Source organism: Treponema socranskii subsp. buccale, from assembly GCF_024181585.1.
Classification (GTDB): Bacteria; Spirochaetota; Spirochaetia; order Treponematales; family Treponemataceae; genus Treponema_D; species Treponema_D buccale.
In genome coordinates this window covers 863,913-884,322 of sequence record NZ_CP054258.1, presented here as the reverse complement: position 1 = coordinate 884,322, position 20,410 = coordinate 863,913, and the positions used below count along the sequence as shown (strand labels likewise).

Sequence of the window (20,410 nt, the reverse complement as noted above, 5' to 3'; positions counted from 1 at the left end):
TATTATAACTACGAGAAACAATTAAGGAACACACGATGAAAAAATCCCTCAGCCGCCCTATAGCCGGCATATTCCTGACCGTACTCATCATATCGTTCGTGTCGTGCGCAAGTACGCCGAAAAGCGGACAGAGCGCAAACGTCGTGCAGGCAAACGCACAGACGCTCCCTTCCGTCCCGCAAAATACGCAAGTCGTTCCCGCCGAAAAGACGGAGCAATCCGCAGAAACGTCATCCGATGCGGCAAAAGCAAAAGCGATTCTTCCGGAACGCGAAACGGAAACGGGCGGCACGGAAAGCAAAGCCGAAATTACCGATGCGCGGGAGGCTCTCTCCCCATCCGCAGCTGAAAAATCGCCCGCAGCGCAGGAGACTCCTTCCGATGCGGCAAAAGCATCCGTAGTGCAGAGCGAAGAACCTCCCGCTCCGGCGCAGGAAGCCCCCCCCGTTTCCGCGGATGTCGCATTCGTTCGGGAGCTGCAAGCGCTTCTTTCGGCAAACGATATCGCCGGAGCGCTCGCGTCGTTTGAAAATCTTCCCGATGAGCTCAAAGAAAACATACAGCTGGAAATCCTCCGCGCATCGCTCCTCCTTTCGGCGGGGCGTACGGAAGAAGCGAAAAAGGCGGGAGAGGCGCTGCTCGCACGGGATGCGGACAATATCGACGTGCTCGAACTCAATATGCGCACGGCTCTTGCGTCGGGCGACAGAAAAAAAGCGGATTCTCTTATCAAACGCCTTCTCGCTTCCGATCCGAACAATGCGGCGGCGAACATCGCGCTTGCAGAACAATACGCTCTCTCCCGTAAATTCAAACTCGCAAACGCCGCGTACAAAAGAGCGCTGCGAAGCGAAAGCGGCAATATCGACGCGCTTTTCGGTTTCGCGCAGACGGCGTTTTACATCGGCGACACGGACGAAGCGAAAAAATCTTTCGAAGCGATTCTCGCAAAGGATCCTTCTCACGCGCTCGCTCTCTCGTATTTGGGCAAGATCGCAGCAGACGATAAAAATTATCTTCGCGCATCGACATACATAGAAAAGGCGATTGCAGTCGACGATTCGGATTACGATTTTTACCTCGATTGGGGAACATACCTGCGCTACCGCGGCAAATTCCAAGAAGCGGAGGCGGCGTGGACAAAAGCGATAGCGCTCGATCCGTCGTACTTTCTCGCGTACGTATATCGGGCCGAACTCTACGACGAACAAAAAAAATACAAAGAAGCGCTCGTCGATTTTTACAAAGTCGTCGAAACGAAACCCGATTATTTTTTCGCATACAAAGATATCGGACTGCTCGAATGGCACGAAGGGAATTGGGCGAAAGCGCGGGCTGCATTTCAAAAAGCGTACTCGTACGATAAAAGCGACTTTTCCTACGCGCTCATGACGGCAGCCTCCTTTCTCAAAGAAAAAAACGTCATCGACTGTAAAAAATTTTTAGCACAGGCGATGCGTCCCTTGGATCGCAGTTCTCTCGCCTACGAAATGATGCGTCTCTATCACGATCAGGGCGGATTCAACGCGGAAAATTCGCTCCGCCTGAAAATCGATAAAATCGACAAACCGTCCGATCGCGGCAGGATGTGGTACTACATGGGATTGTTCTACGAGCTCAAAGGTTCGACGAAGCTCGCAAACGAATATTATTCGAAAATTATTAAAATGCAGGCACCGATGTTTTTCGAATACCGGCTTGCCGAATGGAGCCTCGGAAAGTGAGCAACACACAAAAAACGATTTCACTGAACGGACGGACGATTACGCTGCTCGGAACGGCGCACGTTTCAGACGAAAGCATCAAAGAAGTGACGGACGCGATCAGGGAACAAAAACCCGACTGCGTCGCTATCGAACTCGACGAAAAGCGCAGCCGCTCCATGACCGATCCCGAAAGCTACCGCAAGCTCGACATCATCGCAGTGTTGAAGCGCAAAGAGGGATTTTTACTGTTGGCGAATTTGGTGCTCGCATCTTTTCAAAAGCGGCTCGGAGAAAACGTCGGCGTAAAACCCGGAGACGAAATGCTCGCCGCGATGAACACTGCCGCAGAACTCGGTATTCCGTCGGTCATGGTCGACCGGCCGATAGCCGTGACGCTGAGGCGCGCATGGGTAAAAAATTCGCTGTGGGGAAAAAGCAAATTGATTTCCGCGCTTATCGCAAGCGCATTCGACAAAGAAAAAATATCGCCCGAACAAATCGAAGCGTTAAAAAAATCGAATGAAATGGATTCGATGATGACGGAGCTTGCAGAATATTTGCCTGCGATAAAAGAAGTGCTCATAAACGAACGCGACCGCTACCTCGCTTCTCGCATTTGGGAAGCGAACGGCGAAAGAGTGCTTGCAGTCCTCGGAGCAGGGCACCTTCCCGGCGTGGAAGCGTACCTCAAAAAAATCGCAGCCGGAGACGAAACGACCGATACGAGCGATATCGATCAAGTGCCGCCGAAAACGGGGCTTTCAAAATACGCCGGTTGGCTCATCCCGATCGCGATAATCGCCCTCGTCGCCCTCGGCTTTGCGCTCGGCGGAAAACGCATCGGAAGCGAAATGATCGGAAGCTGGATTTTTTGGAACGCTTCTCTTGCGGCGCTCGGTACGCTTGCAGCCGGCGGACATCCGATCACGATCGTCTCTGCAGCCGTAGGAGCTCCGGTCACGTCTCTCACTCCGGTCATCGGTGTCGGACTCGTCACGGGCGTCGTACAGGCGTATTTTTGCAAACCGAAAGTGTCCGATATGGAAAATCTCCAAGCCGATGCGACAAGCATAAAAGGCTGGTACCGCAACCGCCTCCTTCGCGTGCTCCTCGTGTTTTTGCTTTCGACACTCGGAAGTTCGACCGGTACCTTTATCGCAGGCGCCGACATCGTAAAATCGTTCGGCGCTTTTTTTGCCGCGCACTGAGCATCGCCGAAAAAGCACTCGGCTTTTTCGGCAGTCTTTATATTCCGAACATCAATCAAAACCTTCACCCCCCGCTCTCGCGGCAGCTCGATAACGCCCGCGAAAACACAGCTTTTTTACGGCATCTCTTGACGGAATAATTAAACATCGTTAAATTATCATTGTTTACGAAAGTCTTACAAGGAGGCGACATGCGGAACGCGAATCCGGAAATCGTTCCGGCGATAAAGACGAAAACGCTTGAACTGCTCATGCACAAAAACCCCGACGAGATCGTCATGCGCGATATTGCCTCGAATTGCGGAATTACGGCGGCAAATATCTACCACTATTACAAAGACAAAGACGAACTCTTTCAAGCGATCAGTCTCGATTGCTTAAACGAGCTCAACGCCCGAATCGCAGACGGGGCGAAAGGTTCGCGGCCCGGCAAAAAACGGCTGTACGGCGCGATCGATGCGTTCCGCACATGGTGCTTTGAAAATCCGCGGAGAGCGCTGCTGGTCATGCAGGGTATCGAATCGGCATCGGATGCGGGCGATAAAATTATCGAACAGTATTATGTGTGCAACAGAACCGGAGCCGCCCTGCTCAAAGAATGCGTTCAAAGCGGCATCGCGCATTCCGCAAATCCCGACCTCGACGTCGGCGTTCTCGTTTCGGGATTGTGGGGCTGCATCGAATCGGTCATCTTAAAAAAATGCGATAAAAAATATTGGAATAACGGAAAGCGGCATACGGATCGCTTTATCGCTATATGGATGAATGCAATTTTTGGAGGTATACAATGAAAAAAGCATGTGCGTTTATGGGAATCCTGCTTTTGGGTACGGCGCTTTTCGCAAGAGAAGCGACAGTCAGTATCGGAGCCGGTAAAAATTGGAAAGAAAAGATGGCGTCTCAATGCGCCGTTTGGCTTGAAGATGCGAACGGAAATTACGTGCGCACGCTTTACGTCACGCAGCGCGCAAGCAAGCGTAATTGGATCGTCGGTCCGAAAGCCGGCCGGCCGGAATCGCTTCCGGTATGGTACCATGCGGCGCACTACGAAAGCGCGAAAGGCGCTCCGCTCAATTCCGACGTGGACGCCGTAACGGCCGCAACGCCGAAAGGAGGTGTCGTGTTTACCGCCGAAATCGGCGACGGAACATACGTTATCAAAGCGGAGTTCAACACGAGTTTCGACTACAACGATTTTTATACGAAGAAAAATTCCGGCGTCAACGGTCAGCCTTCCGTCGTATACGAAGCGAAGATTCCTTCGGGTGCCGGCGGTGAAATCGCGCTTTCGCTTACGGGAACGGGATCCGAAGACGGCAGCGACGGAAAGATTTACACAGACGTTTCAAAATTGACGACGGCGAAAACGATAGTCGATAAAGTCATCGTAACCGTGCGATAAACGGCATCGGCTCTTTTTGCAAAACGAAAGCAAAGCGTGTCCGATAACAAAAATAAAAAAAATCGGCATCCCTCGTCTGCACTTCAGCAGATGCGGGATGCCGACAGCATTTAATTTCGCGAGTACTAGTTTCGCAAAGCGTACTGCGCCGCATTGCGTCCGGACATATATCCGCGCGTACTCGCTACCGTAAGACCGCTCGCGCCCAAGTATGCACCGCCGTAAAATGCGCGATTGGAAGCATCGCCCGCCGCATACAAACCGGGTATAACGGCACCGTTTTGCGATATGACTTCACTGTTGACGTTCGTCACGATGCCGCCGACCGTACTGCGGTCGCAGGAATATCCCTTGATCGCATAGAACGGCCCCTTATCGATCTTTTCAAGCAGCTGCGGCGATTTACCCCAGTCGCTGTCGACACCGCGATCGCACAGATCGTTGTAGTGTTCGACGGTTTTAAGAAACAGCGTCGGAATAACGCCGATCTTTTCCGCAAGCTCTGCAAGCGTATCGGCCTTATACACTTCGTATAAGCCGTTTTTATTTGCAAGAATTTCGTCGGCGCCGATAGTATACATATCGGTACGGATCGCGATGGAATCGATAGCGTCACTATCGATTATATCCCACACAAAGGTCGGCTCGCCGTAAATATTGTACATCGCCGTAGCGGAATACGCGTGTCCGTCTTCCTTAAAGCGCCGATCGCCGTATTTTGAAACGTAAAGCGTGTTCGGAATCGTATCGCTGTATGCGTAACCGCCGCGGTACACATCGCGCGGATTAAATACAAAATATCCGCCGAATACGACTTGATTATCATAGACTTGCGCACCGACCGCTTCTCCCATCGTGATGGCATCTCCGGTATTTCCGATCGCGCTCGCGGAATAATTGCCCGCCGAAATCGGCATATATTTTTTCATCATCGCTTCGTTTTGATGATAGCCTCCGGTACAGAGAATAACAGCCTTCGCTTTAAACGTTTTCGTTCCGCGCTTTGTTTCCGAAACGACGCCTGCAACGGAACCGTCGCCGTTCATCAAAAGCTTCGTACCCGGCGTATTCAAAAAGACGGCAATATTTTCTTTGACAAGATAATCATTGAGCACTTCGCATATTTTCCAGCCGCGCTTCGTATCCTGCACATCGGGGATAACGTAGGTTGTAGACGCGATACTGCCGGACGCTTTGCTGCCGCCGGCTGTATTTAGCGCCGTTTTATCGAGACCGATTTGATGACGCACCGTATAATTCAAACCGATACTTTTCAAAAACAAAATCGAATCGCAGCTGATATCGGCTGTCGCGCGTATCATTTCCTCTTTCGGGAAACCGACGGCCGTTACTTCGTTTTGCGAATTGAGCCACGCTTTGATCCAGAGCTCTTTCGCATCATCGCTGTTATCGGGATTTCCCTGCCATACGCCGCTTGTATTGACCGAGCTTCCGCCGAGCAGCCCTTCCTTTTCGATCAATGCAACAGTTGCACCCTGCTCGTGCGCTTTTGCAGCCGCCATCATACCGGCGATGCCGCCGCCGACAACGACGACATCGTAGTCGTAGGTTTCGTCTTTCGCCTTTTCCGCTGCGGGCACGATTTTATACAACGCTTCGGGATCCGCGCCCGCTTGTTTTGCACACGCGGCGACGGCAGCCTTTATCGCAGCCGACGTAACCGTCGCGCCGGCAACGACGTCTACGCCGAGTCCCTGCGCTGCAATAATTTTTCCGGGCATCTCGTTCAGCGCAACCTCTCCGACGCGCTTCGTTTCGTGAGCATCCGTTACGACGATATCCTTTATCGCCGAATTATCGAATGTCACCGAAACGGTGATATCGGCATTGTGGCCTCTGACTGTCGCCTCGTATGTGCCGGCGGTATATGAAAGCTTTTTCGTTCCGCAAGCCGATACAAAAACCGCCGCCGATATGATAAGCGTTACGATCAACATCTTTTTCATAACGATATTAAACTCCTTGACAGAATTATTAATCCGTCAAGAACAGTATACACGCTTTTCCATATCTGTCTATAGGAAAATGAAATGCGGGATTCGGTAAAATCCGCCGCACAGACTGCCGATCAATATCCGTCCGACATCGCGCGGTTGTTATCTTTGATGCACAACTCGTCGTACACGAGGCTCCGTTTCCTAAGCTCTTCTTTGAGCGGCTGCGGAAACGGCATATTGCGCCAAAAGATGCCGCGCACTTCTTTATCGAGGCGCTGTACGCCGGAGGATTCTTTCGTCATCCACAAAACGTAATCTTCGATAAAAAATTGTTTGAGATCGCCTTTTAATTTTTGCCGGTCGATGTATTGATAATATTGACCGGTAAGCCCTTCTTCCATCCAATAATACGACGCTTTTTCTTTTGCGACCTGCCAGCGGAGGTCCGCGACGGCGGTCAGCACGGCGATCAGCAGATCGCGAGGATACATCGGAATGACGATGCGCCCGCGGCTCGTCACGAGATTGTAACGGTCGAAGGGCTGCCAGCAAAAACCGCGGTCGCCGTACGTCGGCACGAGCAGCGTATACGGAATGATTCTGTTCGGCACGCTTTTGTGAATGCGGCAAAACGCGCCCGGATCGATCGACTCGACCCAGCGCATAACTTCGAGCACGTTTTCACGCGTACCCGTCCCCTTTTCGGTGCAGTGAAAAAACTCGCGCGTAAAAATGGGAAACTGATTTCCCTGCCTGCCGACCGTCATCTTCGCCATCTGACGCACCGTATCGAATTCGGTTTTCAGGTCGCCCGTATTCATTTCGACGATCTCGGGCCCCGCGGCGAGCTTTTCCTGTACGCTGTCGAAGATGCCCTTCGCTTCTTCAAACTCGCGCAAATTTTTTGTAAGTTCTTTATCGTTCCGCGAAAGGTTTCGCAGTTTGTCGCTTATCTCGGAAAAATCGTGCTTTTGCGCGTCGGTGTACGGAGCGAGATGCGGCTCGAGCCCGAAACAGGGCTGGTGTTCACATATAGTGTCGACGAGGCGCTTCAATTCGATTTCAAGCATTTCGCGCTCGTGCTCTTTCATCGTAAGCATGCTTTCCGCGCTCTGCAGTTTACCGGAATTTTTCGACTGCAGCTGCATGAGCCGCGTCTGTTCCTGCATCTGAGCTTCATCGGGATTTTTACTGATCCTGCGCGAAGAGGCGGGTTCGTCCGTCATCGAAATATTCATGCGCCCCGAGAGGACTTCTTTAAACCATTCGTCCATGTAGAGAATCGGTTCGTTCGTAAGGTTTTCAAATATGATGCGCGAAAAAAATTCTTTTTGTTCCGGTTTGAAAAGCGACGGAAGCAAAACGCCGAAACGCATGAGCATGCGCTTGGGCATCGGCAAATGCATATTGCCCGATTTTTCCGCCATACCGCGCAAAAGTTCCCAATACGCCGAAATAATATTTTGCCGGAAAACAGCACGGTCTTTCGGATCCTGACTCGTAAGATATTTTGAAAGCTGTACGTGTACGCGCTGTGCCGATTCGTTTTCGCCGGAAAGCGCCGTTTTATAATACTGCGGATCGTCGAAAACATCGGACGGAACATCGTTCAGCGATTTTCCCGGAGGACCGAAGCCTTTGACACCCAAATCGACATCGTGAATTCCTTTCGGCAATCTCCGTTCGGCATCTCTGTCCGTTTTCGCTTCGGGCGAGGCATCCGCCCGCCCCGTATCGATTTCCGCTTCGCCGATTCGGTGCGACTTTTCCGCTTCCGCAAGCAATGCTGCGATCGACGGATCCAATTCCTGCTCGTCCATACCACGCTCCGTTTTTTGTTGTCGATTACAGTATACCATGCAGTCGGTATTATCGCAATCGGATTTACGCGTTGAATCTTGCCAAAAACGCTTTCGTGCGCGCTTCTCTCGGATTGTCGATGACGTCTTTCGGAGACCCCTGTTCGACGATGACGCCTCCGTCCATAAATATGATATGGCTGCTCGTGTCGCGGGCGAACGCCATTTCGTGAGTGACGACGACCATCGTCATCTTTTCCGCGGCAAGCGTTTTGATAACGGAAAGTATTTCACCGGTCAATTCCGGATCGAGGGCGCTCGTCGGTTCGTCGAAAAGCAGCACTTCCGGATTGAGCGCAAGCGCACGCGCAATGCCGACACGCTGCTGCTGTCCGCCCGAAAGTTCGAAAGGATAATTTTCGATTTTATCGGCAAGCCCCATGCGCGAAAGAAGATCGACCGCAAGCGCGTTCGCTTCTTCCGCAGTTTTTCCGAGAACGCGGCGGGGAGCGTCCGCGACGTTCTGCAAAACCGAATAGTGCGGAAATAAATTGAAATTCTGAAAGACGAGTCCCGTTTTCAGCGCTATCGATCGAAGAGCGGTTTTATCCGCATAGATGCCGTCTTTGACGAGGTTTTGCCCGCATATCGAAACGGAACCGCCGCTTACGGTTTCAAGCTGCGTAATGCAGCGGAGGATCGTAGACTTGCCGCTTCCCGAGGGGCCGATGATACCGAGCACTTCGCCCCTGTATACGGAAAACGAAATATTTTTAATAATTTCCGTCGTACCGAACGATTTCGAAAGGTTTTCTATTTTAATAATCTCTTCGCTTTGCCGCATCGTTATTGATCCCGCTGTATGTACGTGTCTTTCGGGCGCACGGTGATGACGACGCGCCGATTTTGTCTGCGGCCTTCTTCGGTATCGTTCGGAGCGGCGGGAAGCGTGCCGCCGTAACCGCGGTAGCTGAAAAGAGAAGCGGGTATACCGTATGCGATGAGCGCGTGCATGATCGTTTTCGTACGTTCGATCGAAAGGTTCATCTGCCCTTCCGGTTTTCCGACATCGGCCGTATGGCCTTCGACGAATATCGTATAGCCGTCATTGTTTTTAATAATTTCTTTGAGCGACGATGCGATGCGTTCTATGCGCGCTCTTTCCGCCGGCAAAAGTTCAGGCGAATCGGGAATAAACTTTACGTTCGCAACCGATATGACGATGCCTCTCACCCCGTCGTCGACTTTTGTATCGGGAACGCCGCCGCTTGAGCCGTTTTGAGTTTCAGCCGCACTCTCTCCTCCGGTAATCTCTCGGCGGAGTGTATCGTAGGCGGCGTAGTATGAATCGTCTTTGAGAGGTGCGCTCACATCGTGCACAAGCTCGTCTTTGTCGAGGATGACGACGACTTTGCCTTCTTTTAAAAGCGCCCGGTTTTGCGCTACGGTGAGAATGCGAAGCGCATCGCTTGAGCGGATGACGGGATCGGTGCGATTTTTTCCGTACACTTTATACGCTTTGATGTACAGCGGATCATAGCCCGTGCGTTCGTGATATGCACGCGTATCGTCGGACTCTCCGTAGAGGACGATACCTCTCGCTTTTGCCGCATCGAATGATGCCATATCGCGTTCGTAAATCAAATCCATATTTTCATCCCAAATGCGCGGAAAAAAGCAGGGCGATACGACGCTTTCGACGTATTCGCCGTGCACGGGCAGCTTGCCCCGCGCATCTATGACGATACCCGAATACGCGCGGGAGGCGGCCGATGCAATCGGAACGAGGGGCGCGTAGGGCGTGCGCTGCTTGAGCAGCATACCGCTTATCGACGGGATGGAAATCGTATCGGTAAAGGAAAGCGTGAGTTTTCCGCCTTTAAAAACCGCACTCGTCATTTTGCCGCCGTAAACGATGTCGGTGATCTCTTTCAACGTAAGCGTGCCGTCGAGTATCAAATCTCCGAGCTGCTTTGCGTTATCGACGTAGAGCGATAAAAGCGGATCTTTAATCAATGCGGGAAGCTTTACGTACATCGATTCCGCAGCGGCGTTTTTGCCCGAAGGCAGCGATATGCCTGCCCTTTCCGTATCGAATGAAACGGACGAAACGAACTGCTGTTTTGTCCAGTCGACGCGGCTTACGGACGTCATAGCTCCGCTTTGCGAAAACGCGCTCACCATTGAAACGAAAAAAATACAGACAGACAGTATAATTTTTTTTTGCATACGCACTCACATAAAAATATCGGCTTATTTTACGGGTATATAGAGAATTTTTCCGATCCGCAAAACCGCATTCGATTTTACGTTGTTCGCATCGCACAGGGCGTCAACCGTCGTGCCGAAACGCTTGGCGACGCTCCACAGCGAATCGCCCTCATGTACCGTATAACGCGTTTGAAAACGATAGGGTTCGATCGCGGCGATCGCATCCTGTGCCGAGCGCGCCATACCTTCGGGTACGCGGATGCGCCATGCGGATGAAGGCGGTGTGATGCCGCGAAAGAGCGCCGAATTGAGGGAAGAAAGCGTGTCTTCGTCGATCTTCAATTCGTACGCAAGCCGCTTGACCGAAATCGCACCCTTCGTTTCGGCGTAATCGAAAAAACCGGCACGGGGATTGACGGGCCCGCCACTTTCGTCTTTTGCCGACGGAAGGGCGACCGCATAGTACGCGGCGTTTTCCGCAGCGTCCGCGACGGCGAGGAGCTTGGGCACGTATTCGGCCGTTTGATCGCGCAGCTGTTTGTGTTCCGCCAAATACCAAAAATCTTTGCCGGGATTTTTTGCAAGCGCTCTCGCCATGGCGCCCGCACCGCAGTTGTACGCGGCGATCGCGAGAAGCCAGTCGTGAAACATATTGAAATTTTCCTGCAGCTTTGCGAGCGCCGCGTCGGTCGATTTCCACGGGTCGAGCCGCTCGTCGACAAAATCGTTTCTGACGAGAAAGGGTTTTGTGCTGTTTGCCATAAACTGCCAGAGGCCGACCGCTCCGCTCCTCGATTTTGCATTTGTCGTATAGCCCGATTCGACGACGGGAAGATATTCGAGAACGGACGGCATACCGCGCTCTTTGAGCTTTTCGCGCACGTAGAGTCGATACTGTTCTCCGTTTTCGAGAACGACGGAAAGCCATTTGACCGCTTTTTCCGAAAGATAATAATCGCGGTATTTTTGCACTGACGGTCTGTCCGCTCCGGGAATGTCGAGCTCCTTATATGCGACGGAAAGCGGCATTTCCTCTCGTACGACAGGTTTGACTTCGACCTCCTCCGGCGTGCCGTTTGAGGCGTGCACACTTTGCGGAAGTTCGACATCGCTTGAAGGGGGATTCGGGCTTCCGTCGGCATCGGCCGTATCGAGCGTTTGTACGAGCGGAAGAGAAGCGAGTTCGTCTTCGAGCGATGCGGAATCGGAAACGGTTCGATTTGCCGAAGCTTCAAGCGATGTGCGCTCTTCAGCGGCGGCACCTGCGGCATCCGGCGGACGTTTAGCGGAATTGTCGAGTGATGCGAGACCTTCAGCGGCGGCATCGGATGCGAACGAAAAAACGAAAACCGCGCATACAAGAGCCGAACGGAGGGAGCGCGTCATAAGAGCCGTTCGCCCATGTAAATGCCCGCCCATTCCCAGTTGCCGTTTATGTCGGGATCGATCGGAAAATCGACTTTGCGAAAATATAAGTACCACGCAGGCGAATAGGGTGTCCATCCCCATGTACGCAGATACGCTTCGTTCGGCGTCGTTCCCTGCTCGATTTTATCACTGAACGAAATACGCTGCCCGCGCATATACACGCGCAGAGAAAATTCTTTTTGCGAATTCGGATCGTTTTCGTCCTGCGTCCACGACATATAAAAAAAGTTGATCTTTGCGCAATAGCTGTCGAGCGCTCTCCAATCGTAGCGCGTGATCGCAGTTTTGACTGCGGTAACGAGGGCGTCGAGGCTTTCAAATGTCCAGTCTTTGGAAGAATTATTAAAATCGACCAGGCGGCGGGCATCGCTGTATGCGTTCGGCTCTCCCGCAATCTGGATCGTCGGAGCGTCGGGCTGTTCGAGAAACTGCGCAAAAGAACGCAAAGCCGCTTCCCACTCGCTGTCCTTTTCGTATTCAAGCGCACGGCGGTAATACAGTTCCGTAACGCTGACTTCTGACGGAAACCGGTTTATCATTTCGTTAAAATAGGCGATACGCGTAGAAGACGTTTTGCTTATGCGGATAAGATTTTTAAGACACAAAAAGTGGACGGAACGCCCCTTTACGAGCAAATCGGGATAATGGCGCAAAATGCGGTCGAAATAATATTCCGCAAAGGGCTCCGCACTCATCGAAAGGTATGCGTACCCGGTCATCAAAAGCCAATACGAATTGTATGCGTCGTCGGGATGTTTTTGTACCCAATCGGTTAAAAACAAAACGGCGGATTGATAGTCATTCGCCGAAAGCATATTGTTTGCGATTTGATTGACGATCGCGTACCGGCTGCCCTCTGCAAGACCGGGTCTTTTGAGAAGGGTTATAAGCTGCATCTGCTCTCTGCGTTTGGGCTCCGCAGTCGACACCGACGACGGAAACGCAAAAATACAGGCGAGCAGTACGGCGATCCCCGCCGCATACGAAACCTTTTTCAACATACGGTACTGTAGCACGAGCGGGACTTATTGGCAAGACGCCGTATAAAGTGTATTCTATAAAATACCATGAAAAGACACAGTATGCGCTTTTACAATATGATTCTCGCGTTGGGGATATTTTTGATCACTGCCGGATTTATCATGTTTATTCTGTCACCCGGCGGGACGGACAGCCTCGTCATGACCGCATGGCCCATCGTAGGCATCATCTTCGGAGCCGTCTTTTTATACTTTACGTTGTCTTTTACGCATAATTCGTTCCATCTTTTTCTCGGCATATTCTGCTCTCTTTCGGGAATCTTTTTCGGCCTCGTTACGGGAGGCGTCATTCCGAAAACGATACACGAATGGTGGCCGGCTTCGGTCGTCTTCGCTTCCATTGCGCTTTTAGCGGCGGGATTTTATAAAGCACACAAACTGCGCATCGCCTATACCTTTCCGGCGGTAACGCTGCTTTTATTCGGTATCGTGTTTTTGCTGTTTTCGTTCCGCATCATTCCCGGCTCGTTCAAAAGTTTTGTCCTCACGTTCATCCCATTCTTTATTATCAGTTCCGGAATCTTTATGGTTGTCCTCTTTTTGCTGCAGCAAAAATACAATCAATTTTACGTCGAAGAAGAAAGTGAAGAAATCGATATAGACGAAGAAGAACTTTTCGACAAAGGATTATAATCGGTGCGTATATATTTCCGAAGCGGAATAAAATTAATAATTCTCGTTACGGTAATATGTACGTTTTGTGCCGCTCCTCCGTGCGCGGCATCGAAAAAAAAGGCTCCGTCCGTGCAAAGCGCGGCAAAAAATTACGAAAACGAAACGACAGACGATAAAAAAACGGCGATCGCAATAGAAGTACCCAAGCGGACGCGCCGTACGTTTTTTTTTCGCATCGCCCCCGATGCGATGGCGGCTGCAGAAAACGCTTCCCCCGCTTCCATACGGAGCGCCGTCTCTCTTTTGCGGAAATCGGGAGAGGATTATACAGAAGCGGAAAAAGTGCTTTTAAACGTCCTTTCGGGTATCATGAAAATCGCATGGCCTTCCGAACGCGTTGATTGGGAAACGCCGCCGGTAACCGAAGCGACCGCGTATCTCGGAGCGATCGAATCGGCGCAAAAGGGCATCTACGATTTAAGTACCGGAAACGTCGATTTTTTTACGCTCGTCCTTCCCTCTCTCGTCGTCATTAAAGCGGACGATGTTTCTTCTTATGCGTCGATTGCGGAGCAGGCGCTCACGGCTTCTCTTGCGCTTCGTCCCGACTCCGCCCTCGCTCATTACCTTATCGGCGTGCTGTATATAAAAACGATGCAAACGGAAAAAGCGCTCGATCATTTTTCGCGTGCCGCAAAATCCGCACTTTCATGTAAAGAAATCGCATACGCCGAAGCGGATTGCTTAAAGCGGCTGGGCAGAATGCAGGAAGCGCAGACTGCAGCGCTCTCTCTTTTACAGCGCTATCCTGCGGACATCGCCGTATTGAAGCTCTGCGCCGAAACATCGTTTGCGCTTAACGATTTTTCTGCAGCCGAAGAATACGTCGGCCGCGTGCTCCAGCAGGAACCGAACGATTTGGATTACGTTTTGTTCCGTGCGCGCATTTTAGCCGGCAGAGGCGATTACATCAGGGCGGCATCCCTCCTCGACGTGTACGCGAGGCAGGATACGTCTTCCCGTGCCTATCTTTTGCTCCGCGCCCGCCTGCAGTACGAGTGGAGTAAAAACTTTGCAGCCGCATCAGAAACGATCGAGCGCGCGCTTTCGCTGTATCCGAACGATTTGGACGTCCTCCTCTTTGCCGCGCGTCTGGCTTCTTCGACGTCCGCTCCGCTTGCGGGTTTTACCGCCGAAGAATTTGCAAAGCGCGCACTTGAAATCGATCCTGCAAATACGGAAGCGAAACGTTATGAAATTGACGGATTGATGCACGACGGAAAATGGAAGAGCGCATACGATTCGAGCAAAGCGCTCGTCGCTTCAAGCGAGGCGATTCGAAGCGACATATTCGTACATATCCGCATCTGCCTCGAACTCGGAAGGAACGATGAAGCGTGGAATCTCATCTCGCCGCTGTACGCCGAAAATCCCGACGACGACGATATAGTGCAGTCATACATCGTCGTGCTGAGTAAAACCGGCCGGAGTGCACAGGCGCTTTCGCTTATCAATTCCCGCCTGCCGGCATCTTCTTCGCGAATGCGGAGTTTTTTTTATTACCGAAGGAGTTTTTTGGATACGGCGGAAGAAGATTCTCTTACCGATTTGCGTTCGAGCCTCATCGCAAACCCGAGAAATGCGGACGCGCTTTTCAGACTCTATGAAATCTACTATGAAAAACGCGACTACCGTAAAGCGCAGTATTATCTCAAACAGGTCGTCGCCTTAGACCCGAACAATGCCGAAATGCGGAAACTGAACGAGGAGCTGTCAAAATTAATAAAATGATGTATCCCAAGAAAATACGAGCGATTTTTTTTGCTCTCGCATCGCTTTTTTTTATCGCTCTCGCCCTAAGAGCATTCCGTCCTGCAAGACTTTTCGTCCGCGTGTCGGATGCGCTCTACGAATCCTACAAAGCGGAATTCGAAGCGGTGCAAAGCGAAAAGCCTTCGTTCCGCTTTATAAAAGAAAGCGAAAACATGCGCCCCTCGTTTTTCGGCGCCGTTCCCGTTACGATAGGACGAATTTCGGAAAGGACAGAAGTGCCGATCGCAAAAGAAGCACGAAGCGAAAACGAAGTCTATTATCTGTTATCCGAAACGGAACTGCTTCCTTCGGTAAAAGCGGATTTTACAAACGACGGAACGCCGCAAGCATCGCTCCTTTCTCCCGATGCGAGCGTCTCTTTTTCCGAGGCGGCTTCAATGCCGGAGGGTAATCGCGCGCTTCCGGTTGACGGCGTCTATGCCGGAAGCGAAGGCTATGCACTTTCCGTAAAGCGCTACGCCGTGTGCGTCTCATACGATAAAAGATATGCGGAAAAATTCACCGCACTCTGCAAAGCCCTCTTTGCGCCGAAAAACGCATCCGCATGTAAAACGATTTTCGTTGCAAGCGTCGGCGACATCATGGTTGCGCGCGGTGTACAGGAAATTTTAATCGATCGTCCGGACGGCCTCGAAACGGTATTCGGAAATACGCTTTCGGTTTTGCAAAAAAACGATATTACGATCGGAAATCTCGAAGGCGTCGTAACGTCTTCAAAAAACAATGCGGTAAAAACTTATACGTTCCGTTTCGACGAAAGAGTGCTGCCGCACTTAAAAGACGCGGGATTCGATTATCTCATGCAGGCGAATAATCACTCGTACGATTTCGGAGAAGAAGGTTTTAAGGACACGCTCGCCGCTTTTGAAAAGTACGGCATACCGACAAGCGGAGCGGGACGCAATGCGGACGAGGCAAAAAAGTTTTATCATAAAACCGTCGGAGACACGACGTTCGCGATCATCTCATGCGGCGCCTTTCCCGTCGAACGCTCGGGCTTTAACGGCAAAACGACTGCAACTGCGACCGACACGCGGGCGGGTATTTTGTGGCAGAGCGACGAGCTTTTGGAAAGCATCAAAAAAGAAAAAGATGCGGGCGCTTTCGTCATCGTAAACGTGCACGGCGGAGAAGAATACCGCTTTACGCCGACACAAAGTCAGCGCCGCTTGTACGAAGCTTTGTGCAGCGCGGGCGCCGACGTCGTATTCGGAAGTCACCCGCACGTCCTCCAGAGCGTCGAATGGTACGGCAAAAGCCTCATCGTCTACAGCCTCGGAAATTTTTTATTCAACGGTATGGAAGGAATGCCGGGCGCGACCGAAAGCGAAATCGTGAGGCTCGGCATCGTAGATAAACGCATCGCTTACTGCGAAATCTACAAAGCCGAACTCAAAGGAAAAACGGTTACGCTCAAGCGGCGCACGGATGCCGTAAAGTGAAAATTAATAAAAGTCCGAATGCCGAGTGCGAACGTATTTTAAAATAAAAGTATGCTTTCGGCGAGGATGGCCGTCGTACAATCTTTGCAGACGTATGAGAACGCGGCTCTCACAGCGAAATCCCCGCTTACGCTCCGGTTGTGCTTTTAAGCACCGCTTTTCGACCTTATCGCTTTATGAGCAGTTCGGCGTACGCTTTGAGGTTCGCTTCCATTTTATTTTCGAGCACCGCATTCGCAAGTTTTTTGCCGAGCTGTACGCCTTCCTGATCGAAACTGTTGATATTCCATAAAAATCCTTGAAACATCACTTTGTTTTCGTAGTGCGAAAGGAGCGCACCGAGCGCTTCGGGCGTGAGTTTTTCACCGTAGATGACGGAGGACGGCCGCTCTCCTGCAAAATATTTATTCGGATTATCGTCGTCTTTGCCGCATGCAAACGCGATGATCTGCGCGGCTACGTTCGCACCGAGTTTTTTTTGGCTCGTCGAACCTTTGACGACGATGTCTTTGCCGGCTTGGCTTTCTCTGAAAGCGATAAACTGGAGCGGCACGATATTCGTTCCCTGATGTAAAAGCTGATAAAACGAATGCTGTCCGTTCGTACCCGGCTCGCCGAATATGACGGGTCCCGTCACATAATTGATTTTTTTGCCGAAGCGGTTGACGCTTTTGCCGTTCGATTCCATATCGAGCTGCTGCAAATGAGCGGGAAAGCGCACGAGCGCCTGCGAATAAGGGAGCACCGCCGTCATCGGATAGCCCTGCACGTTACGCTCATACACTCCGATGAGCGCGTCCATGAGAGCTGCGTTTTTTGAGAGGTCGGTTTCCGTTGCAAGCTTGTCTTCAGCCGCCATGCCTTTAAGAATTTTTTCGAATACGTCAGCGCCGAACGCGAGGCTCAGCACCGCTCCTCCGACGGCGCTCGACGACGAATAACGTCCGCCGATATAATCGTCCATAAAAAATGCCGCGAGAAAATCCCTGCTCTTTGCAAGCGGACTCGTTTCGCTCGTTACGGCGATCATGTGTTTTGCCGGATCGCAGCCGGCTTTTTTAATAAAATCGGCGACGAACATTTGATTCGTAAGCGTTTCAAGCGTCGTACCGCTTTTCGAAACGAGGATAAAAATCGTACGGGAAGGATCGAGAGACGCGATGACGGCAGCTCCGTCGTCCGGATCGACATTCGAAATAAAATGCGCTTTCATTTTGAACTTATCGTTCGCCGTCGCCCAATTTTCAAGAGCGAGGTAGAGCGCTCTCGGCCCCAAATCGCTTCCGCCGATGCCGATTTGGCACACTGCCGTATAAGGCTCGCCTTTTTCATTTACGAGTTTTCCCGAATGCACGCGCTCGGCGAAGTCCGCGATCGCTTTTTGCTGTGCGGTATAAAAATCGCGCTTGTTTACATTTCCGTCGAATACGTCTTTGCCGAGTCTGCCCCGCGTCAAATGATGGAGCACCATGCGCCCTTCTCCCGTGTTGACGACTTCTCCGTTGTAGAGCGCGGAAAACTTTTCGATGAGCGACGCTTCTTTGACAAGCGATTTGAAAATCGAAAGGATTTGCCGGTTCACTTCTTTTGCCGCATAGTTATAAGTGAGGCCGGAACTCATCGGAATCGAAAAGTCCGCGATGCGCTTTGCACCCGCCGCTCCTTTTAAAGCGTTTTTGACGGAAACGGCTCCTTTCAGCGAAAGAAGTTTTTTGTAGCTTTCCAGTTTGTTGAGATTGCACCATTCGACAGTTTTCATAAAATACCTCGGAATCGATACGATAAATGTAAAGCGTTTGCAAAGCGGCTGTGCGCCGGCGCTTATGCCCATTACTTTAACAAAAATACGAAAAAAAAGATAGTCAAGCGAGGGGCGATGATTGCGTTCGAAGCGAAGGGATCGCCTTGTATGAATGCTGAAGCGGATGAGCGATATCGCCTTCATATGATTTTTTCAGGCAATTCAGAGCGAAAAGAATTGTGCGAAAACCGTATATTTATGCAATAGCGCGGGTATTGAAAATTAATAATTTTTATTGTAAATTTGCAAAAAAGTGCGGAAAATCGGCCTGTTTTGAGAGGTTCCGGACGATTTTTGCCGAATGATGTGATTGTATAAATATGCGATATTATAACATATTTATGCGGTCTGGTGCGGTGCTTTCATATTATTTGCGCCGGGCGGCGTATTGATCGGCTGCTCTCTCTCAGTAAATATCCCGACATCATAGAACAGGGCTTACGCATGAGAATCTATATTCCTCAAAAAATAACCATTACCGTAAAAAATCGGCTGCACTCCCGGCAGCAGCCCTGCCGTTCGCCGCGGCAGACCGTGATTGGAATCGGACTGCGCGAACTTTTTTACCAAAAAGTTCGCTTGCCATCGGTCTGAGCGGCTCGGCGGCATTGCCGCTGCCTCGCGTTCCGCCTTTTTTATTTTATATTATGTCTCTTTTCTATGTATACATTTTTCATGCGGAATCCCTGCATCATAGAATTGCAATCTTGATTGTGCGCGCCTCTTGTGATATAGTTCGTCTATGAAAGTCGCAATCTTTTTCGGCTCGAAATCCGATACGGCAAAAATGACAAAGGCTGCCGACGTGTTAAAAGACTTCGGCGTCGAATACGAAGCGTTTATCATCTCCGCGCACCGTGCGGCAAGCCTGCTCCGTGCGACGGTCGAAAAAGTCGAACGTGAAGGCGCCGACGTGATCATCGCGGGCGCCGGCCTTGCAGCCGCCCTTCCCGGTGTGATCGCAGGTATGACGGTGCTTCCGGTTATCGGCGTACCCCTTGAAAGCGTATCGGAAGGATCGAACGGTCTTGCAGGTTTCGACGCGCTCCTTTCCATCGTGCAGATGCCGCCGCAAATTCCGGTCGCAACCGTCGGCATCGGAAACGCGAAAAACGCCGCCTACCTCGCTCTCGAAATTATTGCATTGAAATACCCCGAAATAAAAACAAAGCTTATCGAATTTCGCAAAAAGCTTGCGGAAGAGGCCGCGCAGCAAGGCGGCAATGGAGTATCGCTATGAACGAAAACGTCGTTAAAAAAGAACAGCTCTACGAAGGCAAAGCGAAAAAAATTTTTGCAACTTCCGATCCCGACCTCGTCATCATGGAATACAAAGATTCCGCGACGGCGTTCAACGGCGCAAAAAAAGGCACGATCGAAGACAAGGGCATCATGAACAACGAAATCTCGGCAAAGCTCTACGAGCTGCTCAATTCGTGGGACGTGCCGACGCATTTTATTAAAAAACTTTCCGACCGCGAAGTGCTTTGCAAAAAAGTGAAAATCATTCCGCTCGAAGTGATCGTGCGGAACGTCGCCGCAGGCTCGTTCAGCAAACGGCTCGGAGTGCCCGAAGGTACGGCGCTCAAAACGACGGTTTTTGAAATATCGTACAAGTGCGACGAACTCGACGATCCGCTCATCAACGACTGCCACGCGGTCGCTATCGGAGCCGCAACATGGGATGAGCTCCATCGCGTTTACGAAATCACGGCTCAAGTCAACACGATCCTCACGCATTTCTTTTTGCGCTGCGGAGTGCGCCTTATCGACTTTAAGCTCGAATTCGGCAAGGACAAAGACGGCGTCATATTTCTCGCCGACGAAATTTCGCCAGATACGTGCCGTTTTTGGGACGCAAAGACGAACGAAAAGCTCGACAAAGACCGCTTTCGCCGCGATCTCGGTAACGTCAAAGAAGCCTATGTCGAAATGCTCGGCCGCATCGAAAAAGAACTCTGATCAAC

At 51.2% G+C, this 20,410-nt stretch carries 16 protein-coding genes; 9 read left to right on the top strand and 7 right to left on the bottom strand.

What is annotated here, in order from left to right; genetic code table 11:
• The first annotated feature begins 35 nt into the window (after nucleotides 1-35).
• From HRI97_RS03895 to HRI97_RS03880, 4 genes are all read left to right on the top strand, one after another.
• A complete protein-coding gene (locus HRI97_RS03895; RefSeq protein WP_253726719.1) occupies nucleotides 36-1,724 on the top strand; it encodes a tetratricopeptide repeat protein in 1,689 nt (562 codons plus the stop codon).
• The gene (locus HRI97_RS03890; RefSeq protein ID WP_253726717.1) at nucleotides 1,721-2,914 is read left to right on the top strand and encodes a TraB/GumN family protein; all 1,194 of its coding nucleotides are present in this window, start codon (nucleotides 1,721-1,723) and stop codon (nucleotides 2,912-2,914) included. The genes HRI97_RS03895 and HRI97_RS03890 overlap by 4 nt, the downstream gene beginning before the upstream one ends.
• Nucleotides 2,915-3,105: 191 nt before the next feature.
• Complete coding sequence (locus HRI97_RS03885; RefSeq protein WP_253726715.1) at nucleotides 3,106-3,705, top strand: TetR/AcrR family transcriptional regulator; 600 nt, start codon at nucleotides 3,106-3,108, stop codon at nucleotides 3,703-3,705.
• Nucleotides 3,702-4,316, top strand: a complete 615-nt coding sequence (locus tag HRI97_RS03880) for a DUF2271 domain-containing protein (protein ID WP_253726713.1) — start codon at nucleotides 3,702-3,704, stop codon at nucleotides 4,314-4,316. The genes HRI97_RS03885 and HRI97_RS03880 overlap by 4 nt, the downstream gene beginning before the upstream one ends.
• A 125-nt stretch (nucleotides 4,317-4,441) precedes the next feature.
• Here HRI97_RS03880 and HRI97_RS03875 read toward each other — a convergent pair whose 3' ends face one another.
• The 6 genes from HRI97_RS03875 to HRI97_RS03845 form a co-directional block, all read right to left on the bottom strand.
• Nucleotides 4,442-6,283, bottom strand: a complete 1,842-nt coding sequence (locus tag HRI97_RS03875; RefSeq protein WP_301338902.1) for an FAD-dependent oxidoreductase — start codon at nucleotides 6,281-6,283, stop codon at nucleotides 4,442-4,444.
• A gap of 122 nt (nucleotides 6,284-6,405) precedes the next feature.
• The gene (locus HRI97_RS03865) at nucleotides 6,406-8,094 is read right to left on the bottom strand and encodes a DUF8510 domain-containing protein (protein WP_180485652.1); all 1,689 of its coding nucleotides are present in this window, start codon (nucleotides 8,092-8,094) and stop codon (nucleotides 6,406-6,408) included.
• 64 nt (nucleotides 8,095-8,158) lie between these two features.
• Nucleotides 8,159-8,917 carry an amino acid ABC transporter ATP-binding protein gene (locus tag HRI97_RS03860; protein ID WP_301338901.1) on the bottom strand — a complete coding sequence of 253 codons (759 nt, stop codon included), beginning with the start codon at nucleotides 8,915-8,917 and terminating at the stop codon, nucleotides 8,159-8,161.
• Between the two features lie 2 nt (nucleotides 8,918-8,919).
• A complete protein-coding gene (locus tag HRI97_RS03855; protein WP_253726711.1) occupies nucleotides 8,920-10,302 on the bottom strand; it encodes an OmpA family protein in 1,383 nt (460 codons plus the stop codon).
• A gap of 24 nt (nucleotides 10,303-10,326) precedes the next feature.
• Entirely contained in the window at nucleotides 10,327-11,670 is a 1,344-nt protein-coding gene (locus tag HRI97_RS03850; protein ID WP_253726709.1) for a lytic transglycosylase domain-containing protein, read from the bottom strand.
• Nucleotides 11,667-12,713, bottom strand: coding sequence for an outer membrane protein assembly factor BamD (locus HRI97_RS03845; protein WP_253726707.1), 1,047 nt, complete (start codon nucleotides 12,711-12,713; stop codon nucleotides 11,667-11,669). Before HRI97_RS03845 ends, HRI97_RS03850 begins: the two co-directional genes overlap by 4 nt.
• Nucleotides 12,714-12,779: 66 nt before the next feature.
• On the opposite strand from HRI97_RS03845, the gene HRI97_RS03840 reads away from it, so the two are divergent.
• Genes HRI97_RS03840 through HRI97_RS03830 form a run of 3 tightly spaced genes read left to right on the top strand, consistent with a single transcriptional unit; the run spans nucleotide 12,780 to nucleotide 16,642 of the window.
• Nucleotides 12,780-13,385: a hypothetical protein gene (locus tag HRI97_RS03840; RefSeq protein WP_180486655.1), complete on the top strand. Its 606-nt coding sequence runs from the start codon at nucleotides 12,780-12,782 to the stop codon at nucleotides 13,383-13,385.
• Nucleotides 13,386-13,388: 3 nt separating this feature from the next.
• The gene (locus HRI97_RS03835; RefSeq protein WP_253726705.1) at nucleotides 13,389-15,158 is read left to right on the top strand and encodes a tetratricopeptide repeat protein; all 1,770 of its coding nucleotides are present in this window, start codon (nucleotides 13,389-13,391) and stop codon (nucleotides 15,156-15,158) included.
• The gene (locus HRI97_RS03830; protein WP_253726703.1) at nucleotides 15,155-16,642 is read left to right on the top strand and encodes a CapA family protein; all 1,488 of its coding nucleotides are present in this window, start codon (nucleotides 15,155-15,157) and stop codon (nucleotides 16,640-16,642) included. The genes HRI97_RS03835 and HRI97_RS03830 overlap by 4 nt, the downstream gene beginning before the upstream one ends.
• 166 nt (nucleotides 16,643-16,808) lie before the next feature.
• On the opposite strand, the gene HRI97_RS03825 is transcribed toward HRI97_RS03830, so the two are convergent.
• Complete coding sequence (locus HRI97_RS03825) at nucleotides 16,809-18,401, bottom strand: glucose-6-phosphate isomerase (protein ID WP_253726701.1); 1,593 nt, start codon at nucleotides 18,399-18,401, stop codon at nucleotides 16,809-16,811.
• A 784-nt stretch (nucleotides 18,402-19,185) separates the two neighbouring features.
• On the opposite strand from HRI97_RS03825, the gene purE reads away from it, so the two are divergent.
• Nucleotides 19,186-19,683: a 5-(carboxyamino)imidazole ribonucleotide mutase gene (purE, locus tag HRI97_RS03820; RefSeq protein ID WP_253726699.1), complete on the top strand. Its 498-nt coding sequence runs from the start codon at nucleotides 19,186-19,188 to the stop codon at nucleotides 19,681-19,683.
• Complete coding sequence (gene purC / locus HRI97_RS03815) at nucleotides 19,680-20,405, top strand: phosphoribosylaminoimidazolesuccinocarboxamide synthase (protein ID WP_253726697.1); 726 nt, start codon at nucleotides 19,680-19,682, stop codon at nucleotides 20,403-20,405. The genes purE and purC overlap by 4 nt, the downstream gene beginning before the upstream one ends.
• The last annotated feature ends 5 nt before the right edge of the window (nucleotides 20,406-20,410 follow it).